Source organism: Nonomuraea jabiensis (assembly GCF_014204795.1).
Classification (GTDB): Bacteria; Actinomycetota; Actinomycetes; order Streptosporangiales; family Streptosporangiaceae; genus Nonomuraea; species Nonomuraea jabiensis.
Window position 1 is genome coordinate 7,680,357 of the sequence record NZ_JACHMB010000001.1, and the last position, 21,816, is coordinate 7,702,172.

Genomic DNA, 21,816 nt, shown 5'->3' on the forward strand with positions numbered 1-21,816 from the left:
GGGACGGAATTGTTACCCGACATCCTGCGACGCCGCACGACCAGGCTCCTGACCGTCGTTCTCGCGCTGCTGGCCGCGGTCGCCCTGCCGGCCGTGCCGGCTTCGGCCACCGCCCAGGTCCCGATCTTCCTGGAGGTACGCGGGGACAACAGCCAGAAGCTGGCCGGCATCTACGGCTGGATCGAGTTCAACGACAGCACGACGTACACCTACCAGTTCTACCTGTGCCGCGAGTCGAGCTACAGCGCCGCCGGCGGGTACGTCCTGATCAACGACCGCGCCACCCTCCGCGCCTCGTACAGCCTGAACTACGGGAACACGAACATAGCCGAGTGCAAGTATCCGGCCCAGCTGTACGGCACGACGGATGCCGTCGGCGGCACCGTCAGGAACGTCACGATCGAGGTGGAGGGCGTCAACTTCAACGGCCAGAACCAGGCCACCTGGAAGAGGAGGTCGTCCACCTACGACAACCCCTTCAACTGACGATCCTCTCGCCCACCGATCCGCGCACCACGATGTGCGTGCCCAGGATGACGTGCTGCGGCCGGCCGAGGTCCAGGGCCAGCCGCACGGCGGTGCGGCCCAGCTCCTCGGTGGGAATGTGCACCGTGGTGAGCCCGGGGACCAGGTCGGCGGCGAGCGGGATGTCGTCGTAGCCGGCGACCGACACGTCCTCGGGCACGCGCAGGCCCGCCTCGCGCAGCGCGGCCAGCACGCCGGCGGCGACCATGTCGGTGCCCGCGAAGATCGCGGTGAACTCCGTCCCCGCCGCCAGCAGCCGCCTGGTCCCCTCGTAACCCCCGTCGCGGGAGAATTCGCCGGGCAGGACGAGGCCCGGATCGCAGGGGACGCCGTGGTCCGCGTGCGCGCGGCGGAAGCCGGCCACGCGGTCGATCTTGGTGGTGTTCTGGTCGCCGGCGGTGGCGGCGCCGAGGTAGACGATCCGGCGGTGGCCGCGGGAGAGCAGGTGGCCGGTCATGGCGTACGCGCCGGCCTCGTTGTCGTACTCGACGACGGTGGTCGGCACGTCGTCGCCGAGCGGCGGGCGCCCGCACAGCACGAGCCGGGAGCCCGCCTTGTCCAGGGCGTGCGCGAAGTGCGACATGCGCGCGCGGTAGGCGTCGTCGGCCGAGCCGCCGCCGACCAGGATCACCGCGTCGGCACGCTGCTCGCGCATGGCCTCGACGACCGCCAGCTCGCGCGCCGGGTCGCCGTGCGTGGCGCACACCAGGCACAGCCGGCCCTCTTCGGTGGCCTGCTGCTCGACGCCCTTGGCGACGTAGGCGAAGGAGGGCCCGGTGACGTCGTCGAGCACGAAGGCGACCATCTTGGTGCCGGCTCCGGACAGGGCGCGGGCGTGCACGTTGAGGACGTAGTCCAGCTCGCGCATGGCCCGCAGCACGCGGGCGCGGGTGGCCTGCGCGACCGGATAGTCCCCTTTGAGCACCCGGGAGACCGTGGACGCGGAGACCCCGGCGCGGGCGGCGACGTCCCGGATGGTGGCCCGCTCCAGGTCATCCACGGGCGCCGCTTCCCGCGCGGCGGGCTTCGGTGGCGCCAGCTTTCGTGGCGTCAGCTTCCGTGGCAAGGCGCACCTTTCGTCAGGCGGAGCAGCGCCGCGGAGTACGGCTCGGGCAGCACGACGCCGATCGTGCCCGCCCGCCAGCCGGCCTCGATCGCGGAGGGGAAGAGCGGGGTCACCTCGCAACCGCAGGGCCAGGGCAGCCGCGGTAGCTCTTGTAGACGCCGATCGCCTCGGCGACCTCGGCCAGCCGGTCCGGGGGCAGCAGGTCGAGGCGGCCGCTGAGGTGGATGCGGCCGAGCATCGCGGTGACCATGGACCAGGCGACCTGCTCGGCGGGGTAGGCCCACATCGCGCCCTGCTCCGGCGGTACCGCGGCGGGCGCGGCGGCGGCGACGGCGGGCAGCAGCAGCTCGTCCTGCTGGTCGGTGAGCGAGGCGATGGAGTGCCTGTCCAGGGTGGCGCCGTCCAGCCGCATGCCGCCGGCCGCGCAGGACTCGATCACCAGGCCGGGGTGGCGCTCCAGCAGGCGCTCGACCCAGGCCAGGTAGGCGCGGTTGTGTTCTAGCAGCCGGTCGGCCGGGCCGAGGTCGATGTTGTAGTCGAACGTGAAGTAGCCGATGCCGTGCTCGCGGACCAGCCGGTCGGCGACCTCGGGCTCCAGCCACAGCCCGGGGACCATGCCGTGGCCCTTGATCGCGTCGATGACCTCGCCGAGTCCTCCGGGGAAGCGCACGGTGGACGGCTCCCACGCGCCGACCGTTCATGAAGTCGTTGAAGACCACCGGCAGCTCGGCGTTGTCGCGGTGCGGCCGGCGGACGGCCCGGCGGTAGGCGGTCAGGGCGGCCACGGGGTCGCCGGCCACGGTGAACGCGGCGGCCGCCGTGGTGAAGCTCTCGCCCGGCGCCAGCCGGACCGACCAGCCGTGCTCGCGCTGCGACGGTCCCGACAGCGCCAGGTAGACGTCGTCGAACCGGTCCTCGGCGTGATGGCTCTCGTAGCGCAACTTCAGCCCGTCCACGTGCCGCTCGCCGGCCGTGCCGTTCCTGCCCCGGCCGGTCACCTCGATCTGCACCACCGGCAGCGCCGAGCGGCCGTTGCCCCGGAACGGGCCGATCGCCGGCAGCCGGGGCGGCGCTCCGGCGGTCAGGTCGAGGACGAGGTCGCGCCAGGTCAGCTCCATCAGGCGACCCGGTCCAGGTCCTCGTGCGCCACCTGGTGCGCCAGCGGCAGCCCGGCGACGAGCCGTTCCAGCTCGTCCAGGGCGACGGCGCCCATCCGGGACAGCTCGTTGCCGTGCGAGCCGGCGATGTGCGGGGTGAGGAAGGCGTTGGGCAGGTCGAACAGGGGCGAGTCGGGCTGCAGCGGCTCGGGCTCGGTGACGTCGAGGATCGCCGACAGCCGTCCGGACCTCAGCTCGCTGATCAGCGCGCCGGTGTCGACCAGCGACCCTCGCGCGGTGTTGATCAGGACCGCGCCGTCCGGCATCAGCGCCAGCCGCGCCCGGTCGAGCATGTGCCGGGTCTCGGGGGTGGCGGGGGCATGCAGGCTGACGATGTCGCTGCGGCGCAGCAGCTCCTCCAGCGACTCCTGCCGTACGCCGGGGACCCGGGTGTAGGGGTCGTACAGGCACAGGTCCAGGTCGTACGGCGCCAGCAGGTCGAGGACCTTGCGGCCGATGCGGGAGGCGCCCACGATGCCGACCGTGCGGCCGTTGTTGCCGATGCCGGGCTCGATCTTGGCCAGGGTGAAGGAGCGGTCACGCCGGTAGCGCTGGTTGAGGGCGAAGACCCCCTTGCCGGCCAGCAGGATCGCGCCGACGGTGTACTCGGCCACCGGGACGGCGTTGGCCTCGGCGGCCGAGGAGACCAGCAGGCCGCGCTCCCACCAGGCGGGGCTGATCATGCCCTTCACCGAGCCGGCCGCGTGCAGGACGGCGCGCAGGCGGGGGGCGGCGGCCAGCAGCGCCTCGTCGATCGGCGGGCAGCCCCAGCCGGTGATGAGGATCTCGACGTCGGCCAGGTCCAGGCGCGGGTCGTCGAACCGCTCGGCGACCAGGGCGACGTCGATGTCGGCCAGCGTGTCCAGCCGCCGCAGCAGGGGCGCGGGGAAGAGCAGAGCGAGATGTTCCTCGCGCATGGCGAACAGCGCCTTCGGGCGTGGGGACACGGGGGAAGCCCTCCATTCGATAGAGACCGGTTTCTAAAGTAGGAGCGCAGCCTCCTGCGGTCAACGGGCAATCCCTGATGAACTTCGGAGGCGTGTCCGACCAGGATTTCCCGGCTGGCCTGCGCTGATGTGTAACGTCTCTGTAACGCAGCCTTGAACGTGCTGGCCGCTCGGACGTAGCGTTCGCAGCGACCGGTTTCTATCAACCTAGAGAGCCACCTGCTGCCGCCTCAGACGGGACTTCGGTGATGAGCACGCTACAGACGAGGCCAGAGCCTCAGACGAGACCGCCCTCCGGGCCACCGGACAGGCGCCGCGTCCGACGCAGGGCGGTCCGTACGAACTGGACGATCGGGCTGCTCGCACTGCCGGCCGTCGCCTTCTTCCTGGTCTTCAGCTACCTGCCGATGTCCGGCCTGGTGGTGGCGTTCAAGGAGTTCGACGTCAGCCTGGGGATCTTCGGCAGCCCGTGGAACGGGCTGGAGAACTTCACCTACTTCCTGGAGTCCGGCGACGCGGCGAGGATCCTGTTCAACACGCTCTTCCTCAACATCCTGTTCCTGGCCGCGACGCTGGCCGCCGGGATGCTGCTGGCGATCATGCTGAACGAGATCCGCAGCACCTTCTTCAAGCGGGTCTCCCAGTCCGTCGTCTTCTTCCCCTACTTCGTCTCCCCGGTCGTGATCAGCATCATCCTGCAGGTGCTGCTGGCCGGGGCCTCCGGCGGGGGCGGGGCGGTCAACGACGCCCTCGGGGGCCTCGGGTTCCCCGCGGTCGACTGGTACACGGAGCCGGGGCCGTGGCCGTGGATCCTCACCGTGGTGAAAGTCTGGCAGCTCGGCGGCTACCTGAGCGTCATCTTCCTGGCCGCGATCACCGGCATCCCCGAGGAGGTCTACGAGGCCGGGATGATCGACGGAGCCTCGCGCGCCCAGATGGCCTGGCGCATCACCCTGCCGCTGCTGAAGCCCACCGCGGCGGTCCTGCTGGTGCTGGGGGTCGGCCGGATCTTCTACGGCGACTTCGGCACCATCTACGCGATCGTCGGGGACAACGGCACCCTGTTCGACAGCACGGACGTCATCGACACCTACGTCTTCCGCGCCCTGCGCCAGCTCGGCGACTTCGGCACCACCGCCGCGATCGGCCTGTTCCAGTCGGTGGTGGGTTTCGTCCTCGTGGTGATCGCGGTGCTGATCCAGCGCAAGTACTCGAAGGAGACCAGCGTCCTATGAGCGGCAAGAAGCTGGAACCGTTCACGATCGTCAGCATCATCGGCGTCTCCTTCGCCGTGCTGGCCTGCGCGATCCCGTTCTGGATGATCATCTCGGGGTCCCTCACCAGCGAGTCCGAGCTGGCCACGACGGGCTACAGCCTGTTCCCGGCGGCCTTCGACCTCACCGCGTACAAGATGATCTTCACGGGTCCGGCGGTGCTCGACGCCTACTTCGCCAGCGTCTTCATCACGGTCGTGGGCACGGCCCTGTCCCTGGCGGTCACCTCGGGGCTGAGCTGGGTGATCGCCCGCCGGCTGCCCGGCATCAGCCGGCCGCTGACCATCTTCTCCTACCTGCCGATGCTGTTCTCCGGCGGCCTGGTGCCCCTCTACCTGCTGGTCACGCAGTACCTGAAGCTGCAGAACAGCTACTTCTCGGTGATCCTGCCGCTGCTGGTCATGCCGTTCCTGGTCTTCGTCCAGGTCAGCGCCTTCCGCCAGCTGCCGGAGTCGATCTTCGAGTCGGCCAAGATCGACGGTGCGGGGGAGCTGCGCATCTTCTTCACGATCGCCATCCCGCTGTCCAAGCCGATCCTCGCCGTCGTCGGCCTCTTCTACGCCGTGCACTACTGGAACGACTGGTTCATGGCGCTGCTGTTCATCGACGACGTGCACAAGTTCCCGCTGCCCCTCGTGCTGCAGAACCTCATCTCCAACATCTCCTTCACGCAGATGCTGCCGCAGCTCGCCGAGGCGGCCACCCCCGTCTACCAGCTCCGGCTGGCCCTCACCACCGTCGCCATCGGCCCGATCCTGCTCGCCTACCCCTTCGCCCAGCGCTACTTCGTCAAGGGCATCACCCTCGGTGCCACCAAGGGCTGATCCCGCTCCCCCCACCTCAGGAGTTACCGTGTCCCACCACCTCATGTCGCGGCGCCGCCTGCTGGCCACCGGCGGCGGCCTGTCCCTGGCCGCCCTCCTCGCCGCCTGCTCGGACGACTCCCAGAAGCCGCAGGCCACCGGCGGCGCCCAGAGCTCCGGCGCGCTCGCGCTGAGCCTGCTGCTCCCCGGCGACGTTCCGGCCGGCTGGGACGCCGTCCTGGCCGAGGTCAACAAGAAGCTCCAGGCCGACCTGGGCTTCACCATCAAGCCGCAGTTCATCCCGTGGACCAGCTACGGCCAGCAGGCGCTGCTGAAGTTCACCGCGGGGGAGAAGTTCGACACCGCGCTGCAGGCGCGCTGGCTCAACATGACCCAGCTCGCGGCCAGCGGCTCGATCGTCGAACTGAGCAGCCTGCTGTCCAGCGGCAAGTACCCCAACCTGACCGCCACGATCGACCCGAAGATCATCGAGCTCAACCGGTGGAGCGGCAAGCTCTACGGCCTGCCCCAGATCAACTCGGTCGCCCGCTTCCACCACTTCAGCATCCGCCAGGACCTGGCCGACAAGCTCGGCATGAGCAACATCACGGACTTCGCCGGGCTGGAGAAGTTCTGGTACGACGTCAAGCAGAAGAACAAGGACATCATCCCGATCGGCGTCAGCTCCCGGATGCCCAAGCTGCTGGTGGCGTGGAACCCGGTCGGCTGGCTCAACCCCTACATGTGGGACAACCCCACCATGAGCATCGCCTCCTTCACCGGCGACTCGCTCAACTTCGTCCTGGCCGCCGACGGCAAGCAGACCGGCTCGTCCAACCCGATCCCGTGGTGGGAGGCCCCGGGCATGGTGGACGCGCTGCGCAAGATCCGCAAGTACTACCAGGACGGGCTGATCAACAAGAACGCCCTCACCCTGGACTCGAAGGCGCTGGACTCCCAGTTCAAGGCCGGCCGCGTCGCCACCGGCTGGGCCATGACCGACGGACTGTCCTCCACGGGGCTGCCCGAGCTGACCAAGAACGTGCCGGGCGCGATGATCGCGAACGTGATGCCGCTCAAGGGCGGCGAGAGCGCCAAGCCGTACCAGACCTTCCAGAGCGACAACTTCGTGGTGCTCAACGCCAAGGGCGAGAGCAACGAGAAGGCCATGCAGCTGCAGGACTGGGTGTCGATCAAGGAGAACCACGACCTGCTCAACTACGGCCTGCCCGGCAAGGACTGGAACCCCGTCGGCGACGACAAGTACGAGCAGCTGTCCACCTACACCTTCCCCGGCTTCGCCCTCGCCTGGCGGGCCAAGCTGGAGCGCCGGGTCAAGGGCATGACCGAGTCCGAGACCAAGTGGTTCGACTGGGCGCAGGACATCGACAACTTCACCGTCGACCCCTACGCCAGTTTCGTCCCCGACCCGGAGCCGATCAAGCGGGAGAACACCCAGGTCACCGCGGCCATGACGCAGTTCGCCAATCCGCTGTTCATCGGCGCCGTCGACGTCGACCAGGGGCTGGACAAGCTGAAGAAGGCGGTGGAGCGGGCGGGCCTGGCCAAGGTCCAGGCCGAGATGGCCAAGCAGGCCGACGCCTACCTGAAGGGCCAGTGACGATGGCGCTCCCCATCAGCCGGAGGACCGTGCTGGCGTCCTCCGGCGCGCTGGCCGCCGCCACCTGGTTATGGAACGGCGAGGCCGCCGCCGCGACGAGAGGCCGCCAGGCCCCGCTGGACGTGGTGGTCTTCGGTGACGAGTCCTCCGAGCGCGCCCACGCGGTGACCGCCGACCGGTCGTCAGTGGTGGCCGGGGCGCTCGGCCGGTCCGCCCGCGTGCTCGACCCGCGGGAGCCCGCCGGGGTCTGGGGCGGCACGGTCTCCTTCACCGTCAAGTGCGCGCCGCACGGCACCACGTACGTCACGATCAAGCTGTGGGGCGGCGACCGGGCCGCGAGCGAGGCCGACCAGTCCCGGCTCCAGCTCTTCTGCGCCGGCGAGCAGGTCGGCCACTACCACCTGGGCGCGGTCGACCCGCTGGACATCCTCAGCCAGGAGGCCCACTCGCCGGGCCGCTTCCACTTCCACACGCTGCCGTTGCCCGAGGCGATGACGCGCGACCGCGAGCAGGTCACGCTGGAGATCCGGTCGATGGGCCGGATCTGGGGTTACGGGCAGAACGCGGTCGAGTTCTACCGCTCGATGGACAAGCCCAGCCGCCCCTTCTACCGGATCTACACCCATACCGAGCCGTACTTCCCCGGCGACGGCATTCAGGGGCCGGCGCCCGACGCGCCCGTCCGGCCCGCGCCCGGCGCCGAGGTGCTGACGGAGATCAAGGCCAGGGTGCTGCGCGAGCACCGCAACTGGCTCGACGGCAACCCCGCCTCCCTCGACTCCTGGGCCTTCCAGGGGCTGGCCGAGGGCTACTTCTGGCCGGAGAGCCCCGCCTACCGGAATCCGGACGCGATCGACCAGGTGCTGGCCGCCATCGACGCCCGCTACACCAAGTGGCTCACCGACCCGACCGTGCTGACCGCCTCCGACCAGCAGTGGGAGGGCTTCGCCAAGGTCGGCATGGCGCTCCTGCTGCTCCGCGACGTCCTGGGCGACCGGCTGGAACGGCCCGTCGGCGGGCGGCCCGTGGGCGCGCCCAACCCGGGCTTCGAGCGCGGCGGCACGGCCCCTGCCTCCTGGAACACCGCCCGATGGGCCGGCACGGCCACCTGGCTCTGGGACGACACGGTCAGGCGCGGCGGCTCGCGTTCGGTCAAGGTCACCGCCGCCGCCGGGGCCGCCGCGGGCTGGAACACCGCCCAGAACCGCACCCTCATCGGCCAGGGCCGGCACCGCTACGGCGTCTGGGTCAAGACCGAGGACGTGGTGGCCCCGGGCGCCTACCTCGACGTGCTCTTCTACGACGCCGCCGGGAAGATCGTCGGCACCGACCACAAGTTCTACGCCCCGCCCGGCACCCGGGACTGGACGCGGATCACCGCCGAGCTGACCACTCCCGCCACCGCGGTGGAGCTCCGGCTCGACGTCCGGGTCGAGGGCGGCGGCACCGCCTGGTTCGACGACGTCGAGGTCACGCCGCTGGACGGGGCCACCCCGCCGGTCCAGGGTGACCTGCCGGTACGGCGGGACGCGTACACCAGGATGCTGGCCGAGTCGGTCTCGTACTGGCGCCGGCACATGCCGCACTACAGTAACCAGACGATGATCTGCGCACTCGGCATCTACCGCTGCAACCGCGCCCTGATGCTGATAAATCCGGAAAAGGCGCCGCTCACCGAGGAGAAGGCCCGCGACTACATCCACCAGTCCGTCGGCCTGAAGCCCTTCCTGGGCCGCGAGGACGACTCCGGCACCCCCAGCAAGATCCTCGGCGAGCACTTCCACCAGGTCACCCGGAAGGGCCTGACCAGGGAGCTGGGCTACGTCGGCAACTACGGCGAGGTGACCGACTGGCTGGTCCTGCTCTACGAGGCCGTCACCCGCTTCGGCGGCGTCGAGGACCCGGAGCTGAAGGCGCACCTGATCAAGATGATCAACGCGCGGGCCGTCTTCCGCTACCCCGAGGTCGACAACGACGGCTACCGCACCATGCGCATGGAGGCCGCCGTCGGCTGGCGCGACGACCACTATCCCGGCGACGTCGTCTACGCCCAGCGCCTGGCCTGGGACGGCCACCCCGCCATGGCCGCCGCCGTCCTCGGCGACCCCGCGATCGCCGGGCACGCCCAGCGCATGATCGCCGACAACCAGTTCTTCGGCCACCTCGATCTGCTGCTCACCAACACCTGGCCGCGCGTGGGGCTCAACGCCCTGCGCCTCGTGCAGCGTGACTGGCCCGCCTTCCAGGCGCTGCCCGCGAGCGGCACGCGGTTCCCCATGGACTGGGACGCCCCCACCTTCGTCTTCTCCGACGAGGAGAACGGCGTCGTCGCGATCAAGAACGGCAAGGAGATCCTCTACGCCTCCCTCTACTGGCGCGCCCGGCAGGCCGTCAACAACCTGGCCCGCGTCCACCACATCACCCCGGACACCCACCGGGTCGCCACCATCCGGCAGCAGTGCCAGGTCACGCCCACCGGCGACACCTGGACCGAGGCCGATTGGGTCTGCTTCTCCTTCGCCATCAACGACCCCGCCGCCTCCCACATCCCGCCCGGCGGCTTCCCGCCCCCCGGCCCGCAGGTCCACCAGGCTTTCGCGGGCGAGGTGCTCAAGGTCGGGCCCCATCCCGCGGACGTCCCGGACCCCGCGCTCGGGGTGGACTTCCCGGGTGTGGAGAAGCTCTTCGTCGGGAAGGCCCAGTTCTACCGCTGCTCCTACGGCCGCTACCTCATCGGCATGAACACCTCCGAGGACCGACCCCGCCGCCTGCACACCACCGGCCCCGGCCACGCCCGTGACCTCGTGACCGGCCGCCGCGTCCGCCTGGGAGCCCCGATCGAGGTCGCACCCCTCAGCACCGTGGTGCTCTTCCTGGAGGACTGATGCACTCCTTGCTCGGCCTGTCGCCCGCCCGTACGTGGGAAGACGCGTTCCTCTCCGGCAACGGCGAGGTCGGGATCATGGTGTACGGGGGCCCGCGGGAGGAACGGGTGGTGGTCAACCACCACCGGTTCGTGCTGCCCAACGGCACCCGCGACCGCCGCCCGCCCGCCATCGCGCACCACCTGCCCGAGATCCGCGCCCTCGTGCTGGCCGGGCGGCCGGTCGAGGCCCAGGCGCTGGCCGCCGACGGCCGGCACCTGGAGTGGACCCAGCCGTTCCATCCCGGCTGGGAGCTGGTGATCTCCCGTCCGGCCTCGGCCGGGGCGTACCGCCGTACCACCGACTTCGCCACCGGCGAGGTCTCGGCGGAGACGGACGGCTGGTCGCACCGGGCGTTCGTCTCCCGCGCCGACGGGGTCGTCGTCCAGCGCCTCACCGGGGACGTCGCCCTCCGCCTGACCGGCGACCTGCCGGGCAAGCCGGAAACGGTCCGGTACGAGACGGCGGCGGGCGAGCGGGACGGCGGGGTCTTCCTGCGGATCCGCGGCGTCTACCCGCCCGAGGGCCGGGGCGCCTTCGGCTTCGAGGGCCTCACCCTCGTGCGGCCGCGCGGCGGGACCGTCGCGGTGGAGGGCGACACGGTGACGGTCACGGGCGCGGCCGAGGTGCTGCTGCTGACGAAGGCGGTCCGGCACGAGCACCCCGCCTGGCCGGACGGCGAGCGCGGCCGGGCAACCGACGAGCCGGGCGGGCCGCAGGCGCGGACCGGTGACGAGCCGGACGGGCTCGGCGGGCTGCTCGGGCTGGCCGCTTCCGGTTATGACGGCCTGCTGGAACGGCACGTCGCCCGGCACCGCCCGCTCTACGAGCGCGTCACCCTCGACCTGGGCGCGACGCCGGACGAGCGGGCCGCGCCGGTCGGCGAGCTGAGCGGCGCCGCGCTGGTGGAGCGGCTGTTCCACGCGGGCCGCTACCTCCTGCTCAGCTCCGGCGGCGTCCTGCCGCCCCGGCTGACCGGCCTGTGGCTGGGGGCGTGGGGAGCGGCCTGGTCAGGCGACTTCACCACCGACGCCAACCTCAACCTCCAGATGGCCGGCGTCAACATCGGCGCGCTGCCCGAGCTGATCGCCGGGTACGCGAACCTGATCCGCGGCCAGATCGACCACTGGCGCACCAACGCCAGGCAGATCTACGGCGCCAGGGGCATCCTCGCGCCCAGCCGCACCGACGGGGAGAACGGCCACCTGTTCCACCTCAACGCCGACTGGCCGTGGACGATGTGGCTGGCCGGGGCGGACTGGCTGCTGTATCCGCTGGTGGAGCATGCCGAGGTCACCGGCGAGCCGATCCCCGAGCTGGCGGGCTGGCTCGCGGAGTGCCGCCTGTTCTGGGAGGACTTCCTCGCCGGAACGGACGGGACCGTGGTGCCGTCGTTCTCGCCCGAGGTGGGGCCGGGCGGCGGGCCGTTCGCCTGCCACGACGCCACCATGGACGTCGCGGCGGCCAGGCACGCGCTCGGCGACTCCCCGGCGGCCAAGCGGCTCCCGCCGTACCGGATCGACGAGCGGGGCGCGCTGGCCGAGTGGATCGCCGACGTGGCGCCGTGCGAGGAGCACCGGCATGTCAGCCACCTGTACCCGGTCTGGCCGCTGCACGAGATCAACCCTGACGAGACGCCGGACCTGGCGGCGGCCGCCAGGAAAGCCCTGCTGTCCAGGGGTGATGAGAACCTCTCGGCGCACGGCAGCCTGCACCGGGCGCTGGCGGCGGCGCGGCTGAAGGATGGCGAGCTGGCCTGGGCAAATGTTCGGAAAATTTTGGACAACGGGATGTTCTTTGACTCGTTGATGAGTTCCCACAACCCCGGCCGGGAGATCTACAACGCCGACGCCGCCATCAGCCTGCCGGGAGTCCTCCTGGAGCTGCTGGTCTATTCGCGGCCGGGGATCGTCGAGCTGCTGCCCGCGCTGCCGCCGGCCCTGGCGAGGGGCCGGGTGCGCGGCGTCCGCTGCCGGGGCCGGGTGACGGTCGAGGAGCTGTCCTGGGGCGACGGGGTCCGGGCCAGGCTCACCTCGCCGATCGACCAGACCGTTACCGTTGTTCACCGCGCCTCGGGCCTGCGCCGAGAAGTTGAGCTGCCTGCTGGAAAGAGTGTGGAGATCGCATGATCCGCAATCCCGTCCTGCCCGGTTTCGACCCCGACCCCTCGATCGTGCGGGTGGGAGACGACTACTACCTGGCCACCTCGACCTTCGAGTGGTATCCCGGCGTCCGCGTGCACCACTCCCGGGACCTGGTCAATTGGCGCCCGCTGGGCGGCATCCTGACCGAGCGCAGGCTGCTCGACCTGTCCGGCGTGCCCGACTCGGGGGGCGTCTGGGCGCCCGACCTGACCTATCACGACGGGCTGTTCCACCTGGTCTACGGCGTCATGGACAACTACGCCCTCGGCTACAAGGACGTCACCAACTACCTGATCACCGCGCCCTCGATCGAGGGGCCGTGGTCCGACCCGGTCCGGCTGCCGGGCCGCGGCTTCGACGCCTCCCTCTACCACGAGGACGGCCGGAGCTGGCTGCTCAACATGGTCTTCGACTCCCGGCCGGGCCGCGGGTTCGCCGGGATCGAGCTGCAGTCCCTGGACGGCGGCAAACCCGAGCTGATCCTGCCCAACCGCAGCGTCACCGAGGGGCCGCACCTCTACAAGATCGACGGCTGGTACTACCTGATGGTGGCCGAGGGCGGCACCGGCTACGAGCACGGGGTCACGGTGCTGCGCTCCCGCTCGATGTCGGGGCCGTACGAGGAGGACCCGGCGGGGCCCATGCTGACCTCCCGCCACGATCGGAGCCTGGAGCTGCAGAAGGCCGGGCACGGCTGCCTGGTGCGGACGCAGTCGGGGGAGTGGTACCTGTCCCACCTGATGGCCCGGCCGTACCACAACGGCAGGTGCGTGCTCGGGCGCGAGACCGCGCTCCAGCGCGTGACCTGGGAGGACGGCTGGCCGCGCGTGGCGGGCGGCGTGCCCGCCGTCGAGGTGGCGGCCCCGGAGCTGCCCGCGCACCCGTGGCCGGCGAGCGAGGGCTGGAACGGCTCGCCGTCCGCCGGTGGGCTCGGGCCGGACTGGAGCACGCTGCGGCGGCCCGCCTCGCCCGACTGGCTGGCCGCCGACCAGGACGGGCTCACCGTCCAGGGCGGTCAGTCCCCGTACGGCCTGCGCACCCCGAGCCTGGTCGCCCGCCGGGTCACGGACCGCAGGTGCTCCCTGGAAACGGTCATGCGGTTCGAGCCGGACAGCGTCCACCAGTGGGCGGGCATCGTCGCCTACTACAACTCGCGCAACTGGCACTACCTGGCCGTGACCGCCGACGGCCTGGTGCTGACCACCAGCGACCAGGGGACCCGCACCGAGCATGTGCTGGGCCCCGCGGGAGGCCCTGTGGGAGGTACTGCGGGAGGAGGGGTCGAGCTGCGCGTGGAGTTCGACGGGCCGGTCGTGCGCTTCAACCACGGCCCGGACCTGGACGCCACGATCCTGTCGGACGAGCACGCCGACGAGTTCATCGACGGGAAGGTGCGGGCCTTCGGCTTCACCGGCGCGTTCGTGGGGTTCTGGGTGCAGGACCTGGCGGGGGAGGGCTGCTCGGCGCGCTTCGAGCAGATCAGCTACCGCACATGAGTCACACCGGCCTCTTCAGCATCGCGGGCGCCTCATGAGGGTGCACGTCGAGACCTGGGGCCATGGCGGCCCGCCGCTGCTCCTGGTGCACGGCTGGGGCGGCGACCACCGGCTGTGGCGCGCCCTGGACTTCGGGGACCGCCGGGTGATCGCCCCCGACCTGCGGGGCCACGGCCGGTCCCCGGTCCCGGCGACCGGGTACCGGCCCGTCGACCTGGCCCGCGACCTGGTGCCGCTGCTCGACGAGCCGGTGCTGGCCGTCGGGCACTCCATGGGCGCCCAGGTGGTCACCGCGCTGGCGGTCGAGCACCCGGAGCTGGTCAGCGGGCTGGTCGTGGTCGCCCCCGCCTACGGCGCCGACGAGGAGGAGGAACGGCTCATCCCCGGGCGCCTGGCGGCGTTGCGCGCCGACGGCGTGGCCGCCGCGCTGCGGCAGCTCGGGCCGCTGCCCGCGCCGATCACCGGGCAGCTGCTGGCCACGCCCGGTCACGTGCTGGCCGAGTGCTACGCCGGGATGTACACCGTGCCGGGCGCGTTCGGGGTGCGCCGGGAATCCGAGCGGTATCTGGCCGGACGGGCCTGCCCGGTGCTCGCCGTGAACAATGTGCCGGAGGCCGCGCGGTGGGAGGAGAGCCTGCCCGGCCATCCGCGATCCAGGACCGTGGTCTGGCCGGATTCCGGACATTTCCTGCATGTGGAGCATCCGGCGAAGTTTGTTGAGCTAGTGACCGGCTGGGACCGCTGAGTCTGCTGGAGTGCGCGTGGTCGCGGTCCTCACCATTCGGGTTCGGCAAACGTGAAGACCATCACATACACTCTGACCAGCGGTTACGCGGTGGCCGTTCGTGCCGCTGCCCGGTCTCAGCGCAGCGGCCGGGCGGTCATGGGTGCGTGTGGAGCGCGCCCGCCGCCCGCGTCGGTGCCCTTCCGCAGCGGGGCTGAGCCCAAAGAGAAGAAAGATCATGCGAAGTCTCGCGTTCGTCATAGCCGGTGTCGTGCTGGGTGCGGCCGCCTGTGGTGTGCCCGCCAGCAGCGACTCGGCCGAGGGCCTCAGCATCGGCCTGTCGGTCTCGACGATGAGCAACCCGTACTTCGTCCAGTTCCGTGACGGGGCGGAGGCGGCCGCTCAGCGTTTCGGGGTCAAGCTGTCCGTCGCCGACGCGCAGAACGACGCCTCGCGGCAGGCGACGCAGATCCACGACTTCACCAGCCGGAAGGTGAAGGCGGTCATCATCAACCCCGTCGACTCCAACACGCTCGCCACGGAGGTCAGAGCGGCCAACCTGGTCGGCATCCCGGTCATCGCGGCCGATCGCGCCATCAACCACGCCTCGGTGGCGGAGACCCTGACCTCGGACAACCTGGCCGGGGGCAAGCTCGGCGCGCAGGAGCTGGCCAAGCAGATCGGCGGGAAGGGCGACGTGGTCGTGCTCCGCGGCACGGCCGGCACCTCCGCCTCCCGGGAGCGCAGCAAGGGCTTCGCCGACGGCCTCGCCGCGTACCCGAAGATCAAGGTCGTGGCCACGCAGCAGGCCGACTTCGACCGGGCCAAGGGCGTGACCGCCATGACGGGCCTCATCCGGTCGCATCCCGATCTCGACGGGGTGTTCGCGGAGAACGACGAGATGGCGCTGGGCGCCATCCAGGCCCTGGGGCCGAAGGCGGGCCACCACGTCAAGGTCGTCGGCTTCGACGGCACGCCGGACGGGATCAAGGCGGTACGGGCGGGCAGCATGGCCGCCACGGTCACCCAGCAGCCGCGCCTGATCGGCTGGCAGGCGGTGCAGGACGCCATCAAGGCGGCCAGGGGGCAGACGGTCGCCAAGTCGGTGGCAGTCCCGGTCAAGCTGGCGACCAAGGAGAACGCGAACGAGTTCTGGACGTTCTGAGCCAGAGAACATAGTTACCGGTTCCTATCAGAGTGCGCTCAGCGTAGACATGGACCGGCGGGTCGGCAAGAGGGGGAAAGCGCATTCCGATCTGTCCCACCGATGATCGTGCCGTTGAGCTGGGAAAACGTTCGCCTTGAGCCGAGTGTCTGTGTAACGCCTGGGTAACGGGTTCTTGTCGGGTCCCTCACTGCGACCTAATCTCCGGGGAGAACGTTTTCTATCCGGGAGATCCGCCATGCTCGTACGGCACCGGTTAGGCGGCCCGCTCGCCGCGATCCTGCTGCTGCCCTTCCTCGCCGCGCCCCCTGCGGCGGCCGCCCCTTCGCCCGCCGGATACGTGGACGTGATCACGTTCGGCGACACCGCGTCCGAGAGCGCGCACGCGCTGCAGGCGGCCTCCACCGCGGTGGTCGAAGGCGCGCTGGGGGAGCCCGCCCGAGTCGCCAAGCCGACCTCGCCGCCCACCGTCAAGGGTGGCGAGCTGCGGTTCAGGGTCGCGGTCGATCCGGTCGCGCAGAACTACTTCACGCTGAAGTTCTGGGGGAGCGACGTCTCGCCCTACAAGACGATCGCCTACGTCAACGGCGAGCAGATCGGCTACCGGCGCTCGGGCGACTACGAGGCGATCAACCTCGGATCGAGCAAGGCGCTGCCCGGCCGGTTCTACTACAACACGATCATGCTGCCGCTCGGCCACACCCAGGGCCGGCGGGTGGTGGAGATGACGGTCCGGACGTACGACGCCGGGTTCAGCCAGCCCGTGACCGCCGACTCGCGCGGCTACTACCGGGCCTACACGCACACCACCGCGTACCTGGACGTCTCCGGCGAGAAGCAGGGGACGGTCACCCCGGACACCACGCCCGCGCCCGGGCCGGCCGACGCCGAGAAGCAGGCGATGGTCGACCGCTACCGGAAGAGCCAGATCGACCTGTTCAACCAGTACAGCGCGCAGCTCGACGCCTCGCCGACGGCGAAGCTGTCGGTCGTCCGCTACCAGGACGACCTGCGCTTCTACGCCTCGGCGCTGCTGGAGCCGTGGGTGCCGGCGAACACGCCCGAGCTGAAGAGGGCGGCGCTGGGACGCCTGTTCAAGGCGATCGACAACCACGTCAAGGACTACTACGCCGACACCCGGCTGCTGCTCCGGGGCGGTCACCAGGGCGACTGGGGCGGCTACTACGGTGCCCTGGGCGAGGCGCTGTACATCGTGGAGAACCTGATCCCCGAGGTGTACGGCACGAAGGAGTTCGAGGCGTTCCTGGACGAGCCCTTCGTCACCGGCACGCAGGACGGGCCGTCCTCGCTCAAGGGCGTGGACTGGGACGGCGGGGAGCTGTCCCGGCGCGAGGCGTACGAGCGGGTGCTGAAGGCCAACTTCGACTTCGCCCGGGCGCGCCTGTCCTACATCTACAACCAGGTGATGTACACCTACGAGGGCGCGTGGGAGGCGCACGAGGGCCTGCGGGTGATCGGGTCGCGCTTCTACGAGGGCAAGGCCAGGAGCCACCGGATCCTGCTGGAGGCGCTCGGCGTCGAGCCCTTCCTCGGCGAAGAGGTGCTGGTGGGGCCCGACGGCAAGGACCTGGACCTCTACCACTCGCTCTTCTACCACGACACCACCGCCCGCTTCACCGACGACTTCGCGCAGATCGTGGGCAAGGGCCTGGCCAGGAGCAAGCTCGGCCCCGACGGGGGCGTGGTGCGCCGCCTGCCGTACGGCGAGCACTACACCGGCATCACCAAGGCCGGCCTGACCAGGGAGAACACCTTCGTCGCCAACTACGGCGAGGCCACCAACTACCTGCCGGAGTACTTCTTCCGCACCTGGGGCCACAAGGGCGACGAGAAGCTCAACGACGAGATCCTCAAGCTGGCGCTGAAGAACCTGCACGCCCGCGGCTTCACCCGCTACACCGGCACGGACGACAACGGCAAGCGGGTGGCCCTGGCGGAGATGGTCGTCGACGAGCGCAACGCGGCCTACCCGGGCTGGCCCGCCTACGCCCTGCGCAACACCGAGGGCCGCACGATGGAGTACGTCACGCTCGACAAGCACATGGCCGAGCACGCCGAGCGGTACGCGGGCGCGGAGTGGGAGCCGTACCGGCGCTACGCGAACGAGGCGGCCGGGTTCGTCCAGCAGCAGATCGCCGACAACCAGTACTTCAACACCTTCTCCTCCGTGGAGGCGAAGCGGAAGTACGACATGTGGCTGCCCGAGACCTACGCCTACCTGCGTGCCCGTCCGGCGGCCGGGGCCGTGCTGCCGCAGACGGACTTCGCCGCGTACACGCCCGGCGAGCTCGCCGCCCTGGGCGTCGACCCGGCCCGCTACGAGCGCTTCGCGTTCGCGGACGTGGACGACATGTTCGTCTCCGTACGCGACGGCGACACCCGCATCTTCGGCTCGCTGTTCGAACGGCAGCGCGGCGTCGCCGGCAACGGGCGGCTGCACGTCCTGGCCAGGGACCACCACAACGTCGTGCAGATCGCCACGGACACGCAGTTCGCCTACCGCGACTACAACCTGCGGATGGACAACATCGACGTCGACTTCATGGAGGACCAGCAGACGGGCGACGGCGGCCTGCCGCAGGCGCTGGCCGGTGAGATCCTGCCCGCCGCCTATCAGCCGGGCGTCGGCACCGTGCGGCGGGAGAACTACGAGTTCGACACCCCCTACTCCGGATACGCGGACTTCCTGACCGCCCGCTACGGGAACTACGTGTTCGCCTTCAACACCACCCGGGACGACTACGGCAACAAGCGCTCGTTCTCCCTGGAGGTGCCGGGTGACGCGGTGGACCTGGTCTCGGGCAGGCGGGTGGCCGGGGGCGCGGTGAGCGTGCCGCCCGAGACCGCGATGGTGCTGAGGCTGGACGGCGCCGTGGCCGAGCGGCCGAAGCCGCACCACGTGGACTTCGTCCAGGCGCTGCGCGACCGCGACGGCGTCACCCTCACCTGGAAGCCCGCCGCCGGCGCCGAGTCGTACACGGTCAGGCGCGACGGCAAAGTGATCGCCACCGGCGTCCGCGGTACCACGTACAGGGCCGGCAAGCAGTCCGGCGCGTACACCGTGACCGGCGTGAACCGCCACGGCTCCGGCTGGGCCTCGCAGGCCGTCCGGCCGCCCGCCGCGCCGGTGGACCGCGTCGGCGAGGTCGCGGGCCGGGTCAAGGCGGAAGGGCACCGCGTCGAGCTCACCGGGGGAGACGGCAAGGGCCTCGGCGACGGCGACGACTACTACCTGGACAAGCGTGACATCCAGGACAGCCTGCTCTTCTCGAACGAGGTGCTCACCGGCAGCGGCTCGGTCAGCGCCCGGATCGAGCAGGCGCGGGGCCCGGCCGCCGGCGTGATGCTCCGGGCCGACGCCCGCTACATCTACTTCGGCGCGGACGACGCGGGCCGGCTCGTCCTGCGCAATCGCACCCGCGACTCCCGGCACGACTGGCAGGACGACCGGCGCAGCCCGATCGACGCCGGCATCCGGGGATACGCCGCGGCCGAGTACCCGTTCGTCAAGCTCGTACGGGACGCCGACGCCCAGATCGTGCGGGCGTGGGCGAGCAAGGACGGCCGGTCGTGGTCGTACGTGGCGGAGCTGTTCACGCCCTTCCCCGAAGGCGTGTACGCCGGGGTCGCGGCGGCCACGGCGGCGACGTTCACCCACGTCACGGTGTCGCCCGACCGCGAGGGGATGCTGTACGCCCGGGTGGAGCGGGCCCGCGACCGGGTGACGCTGCGCTGGAGCAAGCCGGACGCCGCCACCCGGTTCACCGTCCACCGCAAGGACGGCGCGACCGCCGCCTGGCGCCCGGTGCTGTCGAGCGCGCTCACCTTCGACTTCACCGACGAACCGCTGCGGCACGGCACCCGCTTCTACCGGATCGCGGCGATCGGGGCGGACGGCGCCGAACGGCCGGGCTCGGGCCTGCTGATGGCGGCGGCCGAACCGCTCGCCACCGTGATCGCCGAGACGGAGAAGCTGCCCGCGGCCGACTACACCAAGGGCAGCTACCACCTGCTGACCCGGGCCATCGCCGAGGCGCGGGCGGGCGGCGACGAGGACGAGCTGATCGACCGGATCTACGCCGCCGTCGAGCAGCTCGTGCCGGTCGCCACGCTGCTGAAGAAGGTGAGCGTCGAGCCGTCCATGGTGGAGGCGTCCACCGAGCCGTGGGGAGGCGGCGGCACCAGGGCCCAGAACGGCTGGCGCGCCTTCGACGGCGACCTGGCCACCGCCACCGACACCACCACCTCGGCGGCCTGGATCGACGTGCGCCTGCCGGCGGCGGTGGCGCTGGACGCGGTCCGCTACCACCCGCGCTCCACCCACGTCACGCGGCTGAACGGCGCCGTGTTCAGGGGCTCCGCCGACGGCGGCGCCACCTGGACCGACCTGCACACGGTCAGCGGGATCGACACGGCGCGGTGGTACTCCGCCGCGCTCGCGCGGACCGCCGCCTACCCGTGGCTGCGCGTCGCCTTCCCGTCGGGCAACGCCAACGTGGCCGAGATCGAGTTCCTGTCCAGGAGCGACGACCGTACCCTGCTCGACCTGCTCGTCGAGGAGGCCGAGGCCGTCGATCCGAGCCGCCGCACCCCCGAGCTGACCGCCGCGCTGGAGCACGCCCGCTCCGAGCTGAGCGGCCAGGAGCAGATCGACGCCGCGGCCGAGCGGCTGCGCCTCGCCCTCGCGAGCCTGTGACCCCGTACCCTCCAACCCCCTAAGGAGAGGTCATGTCCGCACGCACCCCCCTCGTCACCCGTCGGGGCGCCCTCAAAGCCGTGCTCGCGGTCGGCGCCGGCGCGGCCCTGCTGGGCCGCGCCGACCCCGCCGCCGCCGCCGCCAGCCACCCCGGCCTGCTGCACACGCAGGCCGACTTCGACCGCATGCGGTCGATGGTCAACGCCGGAGCCCAGCCCTGGAAGGCGGGCTGGGACCGGCTCGTGGCCAACTCCCACTCCCAGAGCACCTGGACGCCCAACCCGCAGGCGACGATCGTGCGCGGCGGCGACGGCCAGAACTACGGGATCCTCTACAACGACATCCACGCCGCCTACCAGAACGCGCTGCGCTGGAAGGTCAGCGGCAGCACAGCGCACGGCGACAAGGCCCGCGACATCCTCAACGCCTGGTCCGGCACGCTCACCACGGTCACCGGCAACGCCGACCGGTTCCTGGCCGCGGGCATCTACGGCTACCAGTTCGCCAACGTCGCCGAGATCATGCGCGGTTACGGCGGCTTCGACCTGGCCCGCTTCCAGCGGATGATGCTCAACGTCTTCCTCCCGCTCAACCAGAGCTTCCTGACCGGCCACAACGACGCCTGCATCACCAACTACTGGGCCAACTGGGATCTGTGCACCATGAACTCGATCCTGGCCATCGGCGTGCTCTGCGACCGGCAGGACCTCATCGACCGGGCCGTCACGTACTTCAAGACGGGCGCGGGCAACGGCTCGATCGCGCACGCCATCCCGTTCCTGCACGGCGGCGGGCTCGCGCAGTGGCAGGAGAGCGGGCGCGACCAGGGGCACACCATGATGGGCGTCGGCCAGATGGGGGCCTTCTGCGAGATGGCCTGGAACCAGGGCATCGACCTGTACGGCTACGACGGCAACCGGTTCGCCAAGGCGTGCGAGTACATCGCCAGGTACAACCTGGGCGAGGACGTCCCGTTCACCGCCTACACCTGGGGCACCGGCCAGAACTGCGCCCAGCAGACGCACACCGCGATCTCCCCGGCGAGCCGCGGCGAGGTGCGGCCCGTCTGGGAGACCGTCTACAACCACTACGCCGTCAGGCGCGGCCTGGCGATGCCGTACTCCGCCGCGTTCGTCGCCAAGGTGCGGCCGGAGGGCGGCGGCGGAGACTACGGGCCCAACAGCGGCGGCTTCGACCAGCTCGGGTTCGGCACGCTCACGCACGCCAGGACGCCACCTTCACGATCGTGACGG

The 21,816-nt window shown here is 70.9% G+C and carries 15 protein-coding genes; 11 read left to right on the forward strand and 4 right to left on the reverse strand.

The genetic code is table 11. The features are described 5' to 3' along the window. The first annotated feature begins 9 nt into the window (after positions 1 to 9). Positions 10 to 486, forward strand: coding sequence for a hypothetical protein (locus tag HD596_RS35150; protein ID WP_185073709.1), 477 nt, complete (start codon positions 10 to 12; stop codon positions 484 to 486). On the opposite strand, the gene HD596_RS35155 is transcribed toward HD596_RS35150, so the two are convergent. The 4 genes from HD596_RS35155 to HD596_RS35165 form a co-directional block, all read right to left on the reverse strand. Continuing rightward, positions 479 to 1,525 carry a LacI family DNA-binding transcriptional regulator gene (locus HD596_RS35155; RefSeq protein ID WP_185073711.1) on the reverse strand — a complete coding sequence of 349 codons (1,047 nt, stop codon included), beginning with the start codon at positions 1,523 to 1,525 and terminating at the stop codon, positions 479 to 481. The genes HD596_RS35150 and HD596_RS35155 overlap by 8 nt on opposite strands. 50 nt (positions 1,526 to 1,575) lie before the next feature. Beyond that, on the reverse strand, positions 1,576 to 1,704 hold the full coding sequence (locus HD596_RS64030; RefSeq protein ID WP_281398286.1) for a hypothetical protein: 129 nt from the start codon (positions 1,702 to 1,704) through the stop codon (positions 1,576 to 1,578). Continuing rightward, the gene (locus tag HD596_RS60580) at positions 1,701 to 2,261 is read right to left on the reverse strand and encodes an alpha-amylase family protein (RefSeq protein WP_221519655.1); all 561 of its coding nucleotides are present in this window, start codon (positions 2,259 to 2,261) and stop codon (positions 1,701 to 1,703) included. Before HD596_RS60580 ends, HD596_RS64030 begins: the two co-directional genes overlap by 4 nt. Before the next feature lie 447 nt (positions 2,262 to 2,708). After that, a complete protein-coding gene (locus HD596_RS35165; protein WP_185073713.1) occupies positions 2,709 to 3,695 on the reverse strand; it encodes a hydroxyacid dehydrogenase in 987 nt (328 codons plus the stop codon). Positions 3,696 to 3,943: 248 nt separating this feature from the next. Here HD596_RS35165 and HD596_RS35170 point away from each other — a divergent pair, with 248 nt between their 5' ends. The 10 genes from HD596_RS35170 (at position 3,944) to HD596_RS35215 (ending at position 21,813) form a co-directional block, all read left to right on the forward strand. Continuing rightward, entirely contained in the window at positions 3,944 to 4,930 is a 987-nt protein-coding gene (locus HD596_RS35170) for an ABC transporter permease (RefSeq protein ID WP_185073715.1), read from the forward strand. Continuing rightward, positions 4,927 to 5,793 carry a carbohydrate ABC transporter permease gene (locus HD596_RS35175; RefSeq protein WP_185073717.1) on the forward strand — a complete coding sequence of 289 codons (867 nt, stop codon included), beginning with the start codon at positions 4,927 to 4,929 and terminating at the stop codon, positions 5,791 to 5,793. The genes HD596_RS35170 and HD596_RS35175 overlap by 4 nt, the downstream gene beginning before the upstream one ends. Before the next feature lie 28 nt (positions 5,794 to 5,821). Next, positions 5,822 to 7,393: a DUF3502 domain-containing protein gene (locus HD596_RS35180; protein ID WP_185073719.1), complete on the forward strand. Its 1,572-nt coding sequence runs from the start codon at positions 5,822 to 5,824 to the stop codon at positions 7,391 to 7,393. Between the two features lie 2 nt (positions 7,394 to 7,395). Continuing rightward, entirely contained in the window at positions 7,396 to 10,278 is a 2,883-nt protein-coding gene (locus HD596_RS35185) for a carbohydrate binding domain-containing protein (protein ID WP_185073720.1), read from the forward strand. Continuing rightward, a complete protein-coding gene (locus HD596_RS35190; RefSeq protein WP_185073722.1) occupies positions 10,278 to 12,446 on the forward strand; it encodes a glycoside hydrolase family 95 protein in 2,169 nt (722 codons plus the stop codon). Before HD596_RS35185 ends, HD596_RS35190 begins: the two co-directional genes overlap by 1 nt. Beyond that, positions 12,443 to 13,957, forward strand: a complete 1,515-nt coding sequence (locus tag HD596_RS35195) for a glycoside hydrolase family 43 protein (RefSeq protein WP_185073724.1) — start codon at positions 12,443 to 12,445, stop codon at positions 13,955 to 13,957. Before HD596_RS35190 ends, HD596_RS35195 begins: the two co-directional genes overlap by 4 nt. A gap of 34 nt (positions 13,958 to 13,991) precedes the next feature. Continuing rightward, positions 13,992 to 14,702: an alpha/beta fold hydrolase gene (locus tag HD596_RS35200; protein ID WP_185073726.1), complete on the forward strand. Its 711-nt coding sequence runs from the start codon at positions 13,992 to 13,994 to the stop codon at positions 14,700 to 14,702. Positions 14,703 to 14,919: 217 nt separating this feature from the next. Beyond that, on the forward strand, positions 14,920 to 15,846 hold the full coding sequence (locus tag HD596_RS35205) for a substrate-binding domain-containing protein (RefSeq protein WP_185073729.1): 927 nt from the start codon (positions 14,920 to 14,922) through the stop codon (positions 15,844 to 15,846). A 238-nt stretch (positions 15,847 to 16,084) separates the two neighbouring features. Then, positions 16,085 to 20,563 (forward strand): Tat pathway signal protein, encoded by a 4,479-nt coding sequence (locus HD596_RS35210; protein WP_185073731.1) that lies wholly within the window; start codon positions 16,085 to 16,087, stop codon positions 20,561 to 20,563. A 32-nt stretch (positions 20,564 to 20,595) separates the two neighbouring features. Then, entirely contained in the window at positions 20,596 to 21,813 is a 1,218-nt protein-coding gene (locus HD596_RS35215; protein WP_185073733.1) for an alginate lyase family protein, read from the forward strand. Positions 21,814 to 21,816: the final 3 nt, after the last annotated feature.

Coding starts and splice junctions, on each gene's coding strand:
- HD596_RS35170 (WP_185073715.1), top strand. CDS start 3,944: ATGAGCACGCTACAGACGAGGCCAGAGCCTCAGACGAGACCGCCCTCC.
- HD596_RS35175 (WP_185073717.1), top strand. CDS start 4,927: ATGAGCGGCAAGAAGCTGGAACCGTTCACGATCGTCAGCATCATCGGC.
- HD596_RS35190 (WP_185073722.1), top strand. CDS start 10,278: ATGCACTCCTTGCTCGGCCTGTCGCCCGCCCGTACGTGGGAAGACGCG.
- HD596_RS35215 (WP_185073733.1), top strand. CDS start 20,596: ATGTCCGCACGCACCCCCCTCGTCACCCGTCGGGGCGCCCTCAAAGCC.
- HD596_RS35195 (WP_185073724.1), top strand. CDS start 12,443: ATGATCCGCAATCCCGTCCTGCCCGGTTTCGACCCCGACCCCTCGATC.
- HD596_RS35200 (WP_185073726.1), top strand. CDS start 13,992: ATGAGGGTGCACGTCGAGACCTGGGGCCATGGCGGCCCGCCGCTGCTC.
- HD596_RS35205 (WP_185073729.1), top strand. CDS start 14,920: ATGCGAAGTCTCGCGTTCGTCATAGCCGGTGTCGTGCTGGGTGCGGCC.
- HD596_RS35185 (WP_185073720.1), top strand. CDS start 7,396: ATGGCGCTCCCCATCAGCCGGAGGACCGTGCTGGCGTCCTCCGGCGCG.
- HD596_RS35210 (WP_185073731.1), top strand. CDS start 16,085: ATGCTCGTACGGCACCGGTTAGGCGGCCCGCTCGCCGCGATCCTGCTG.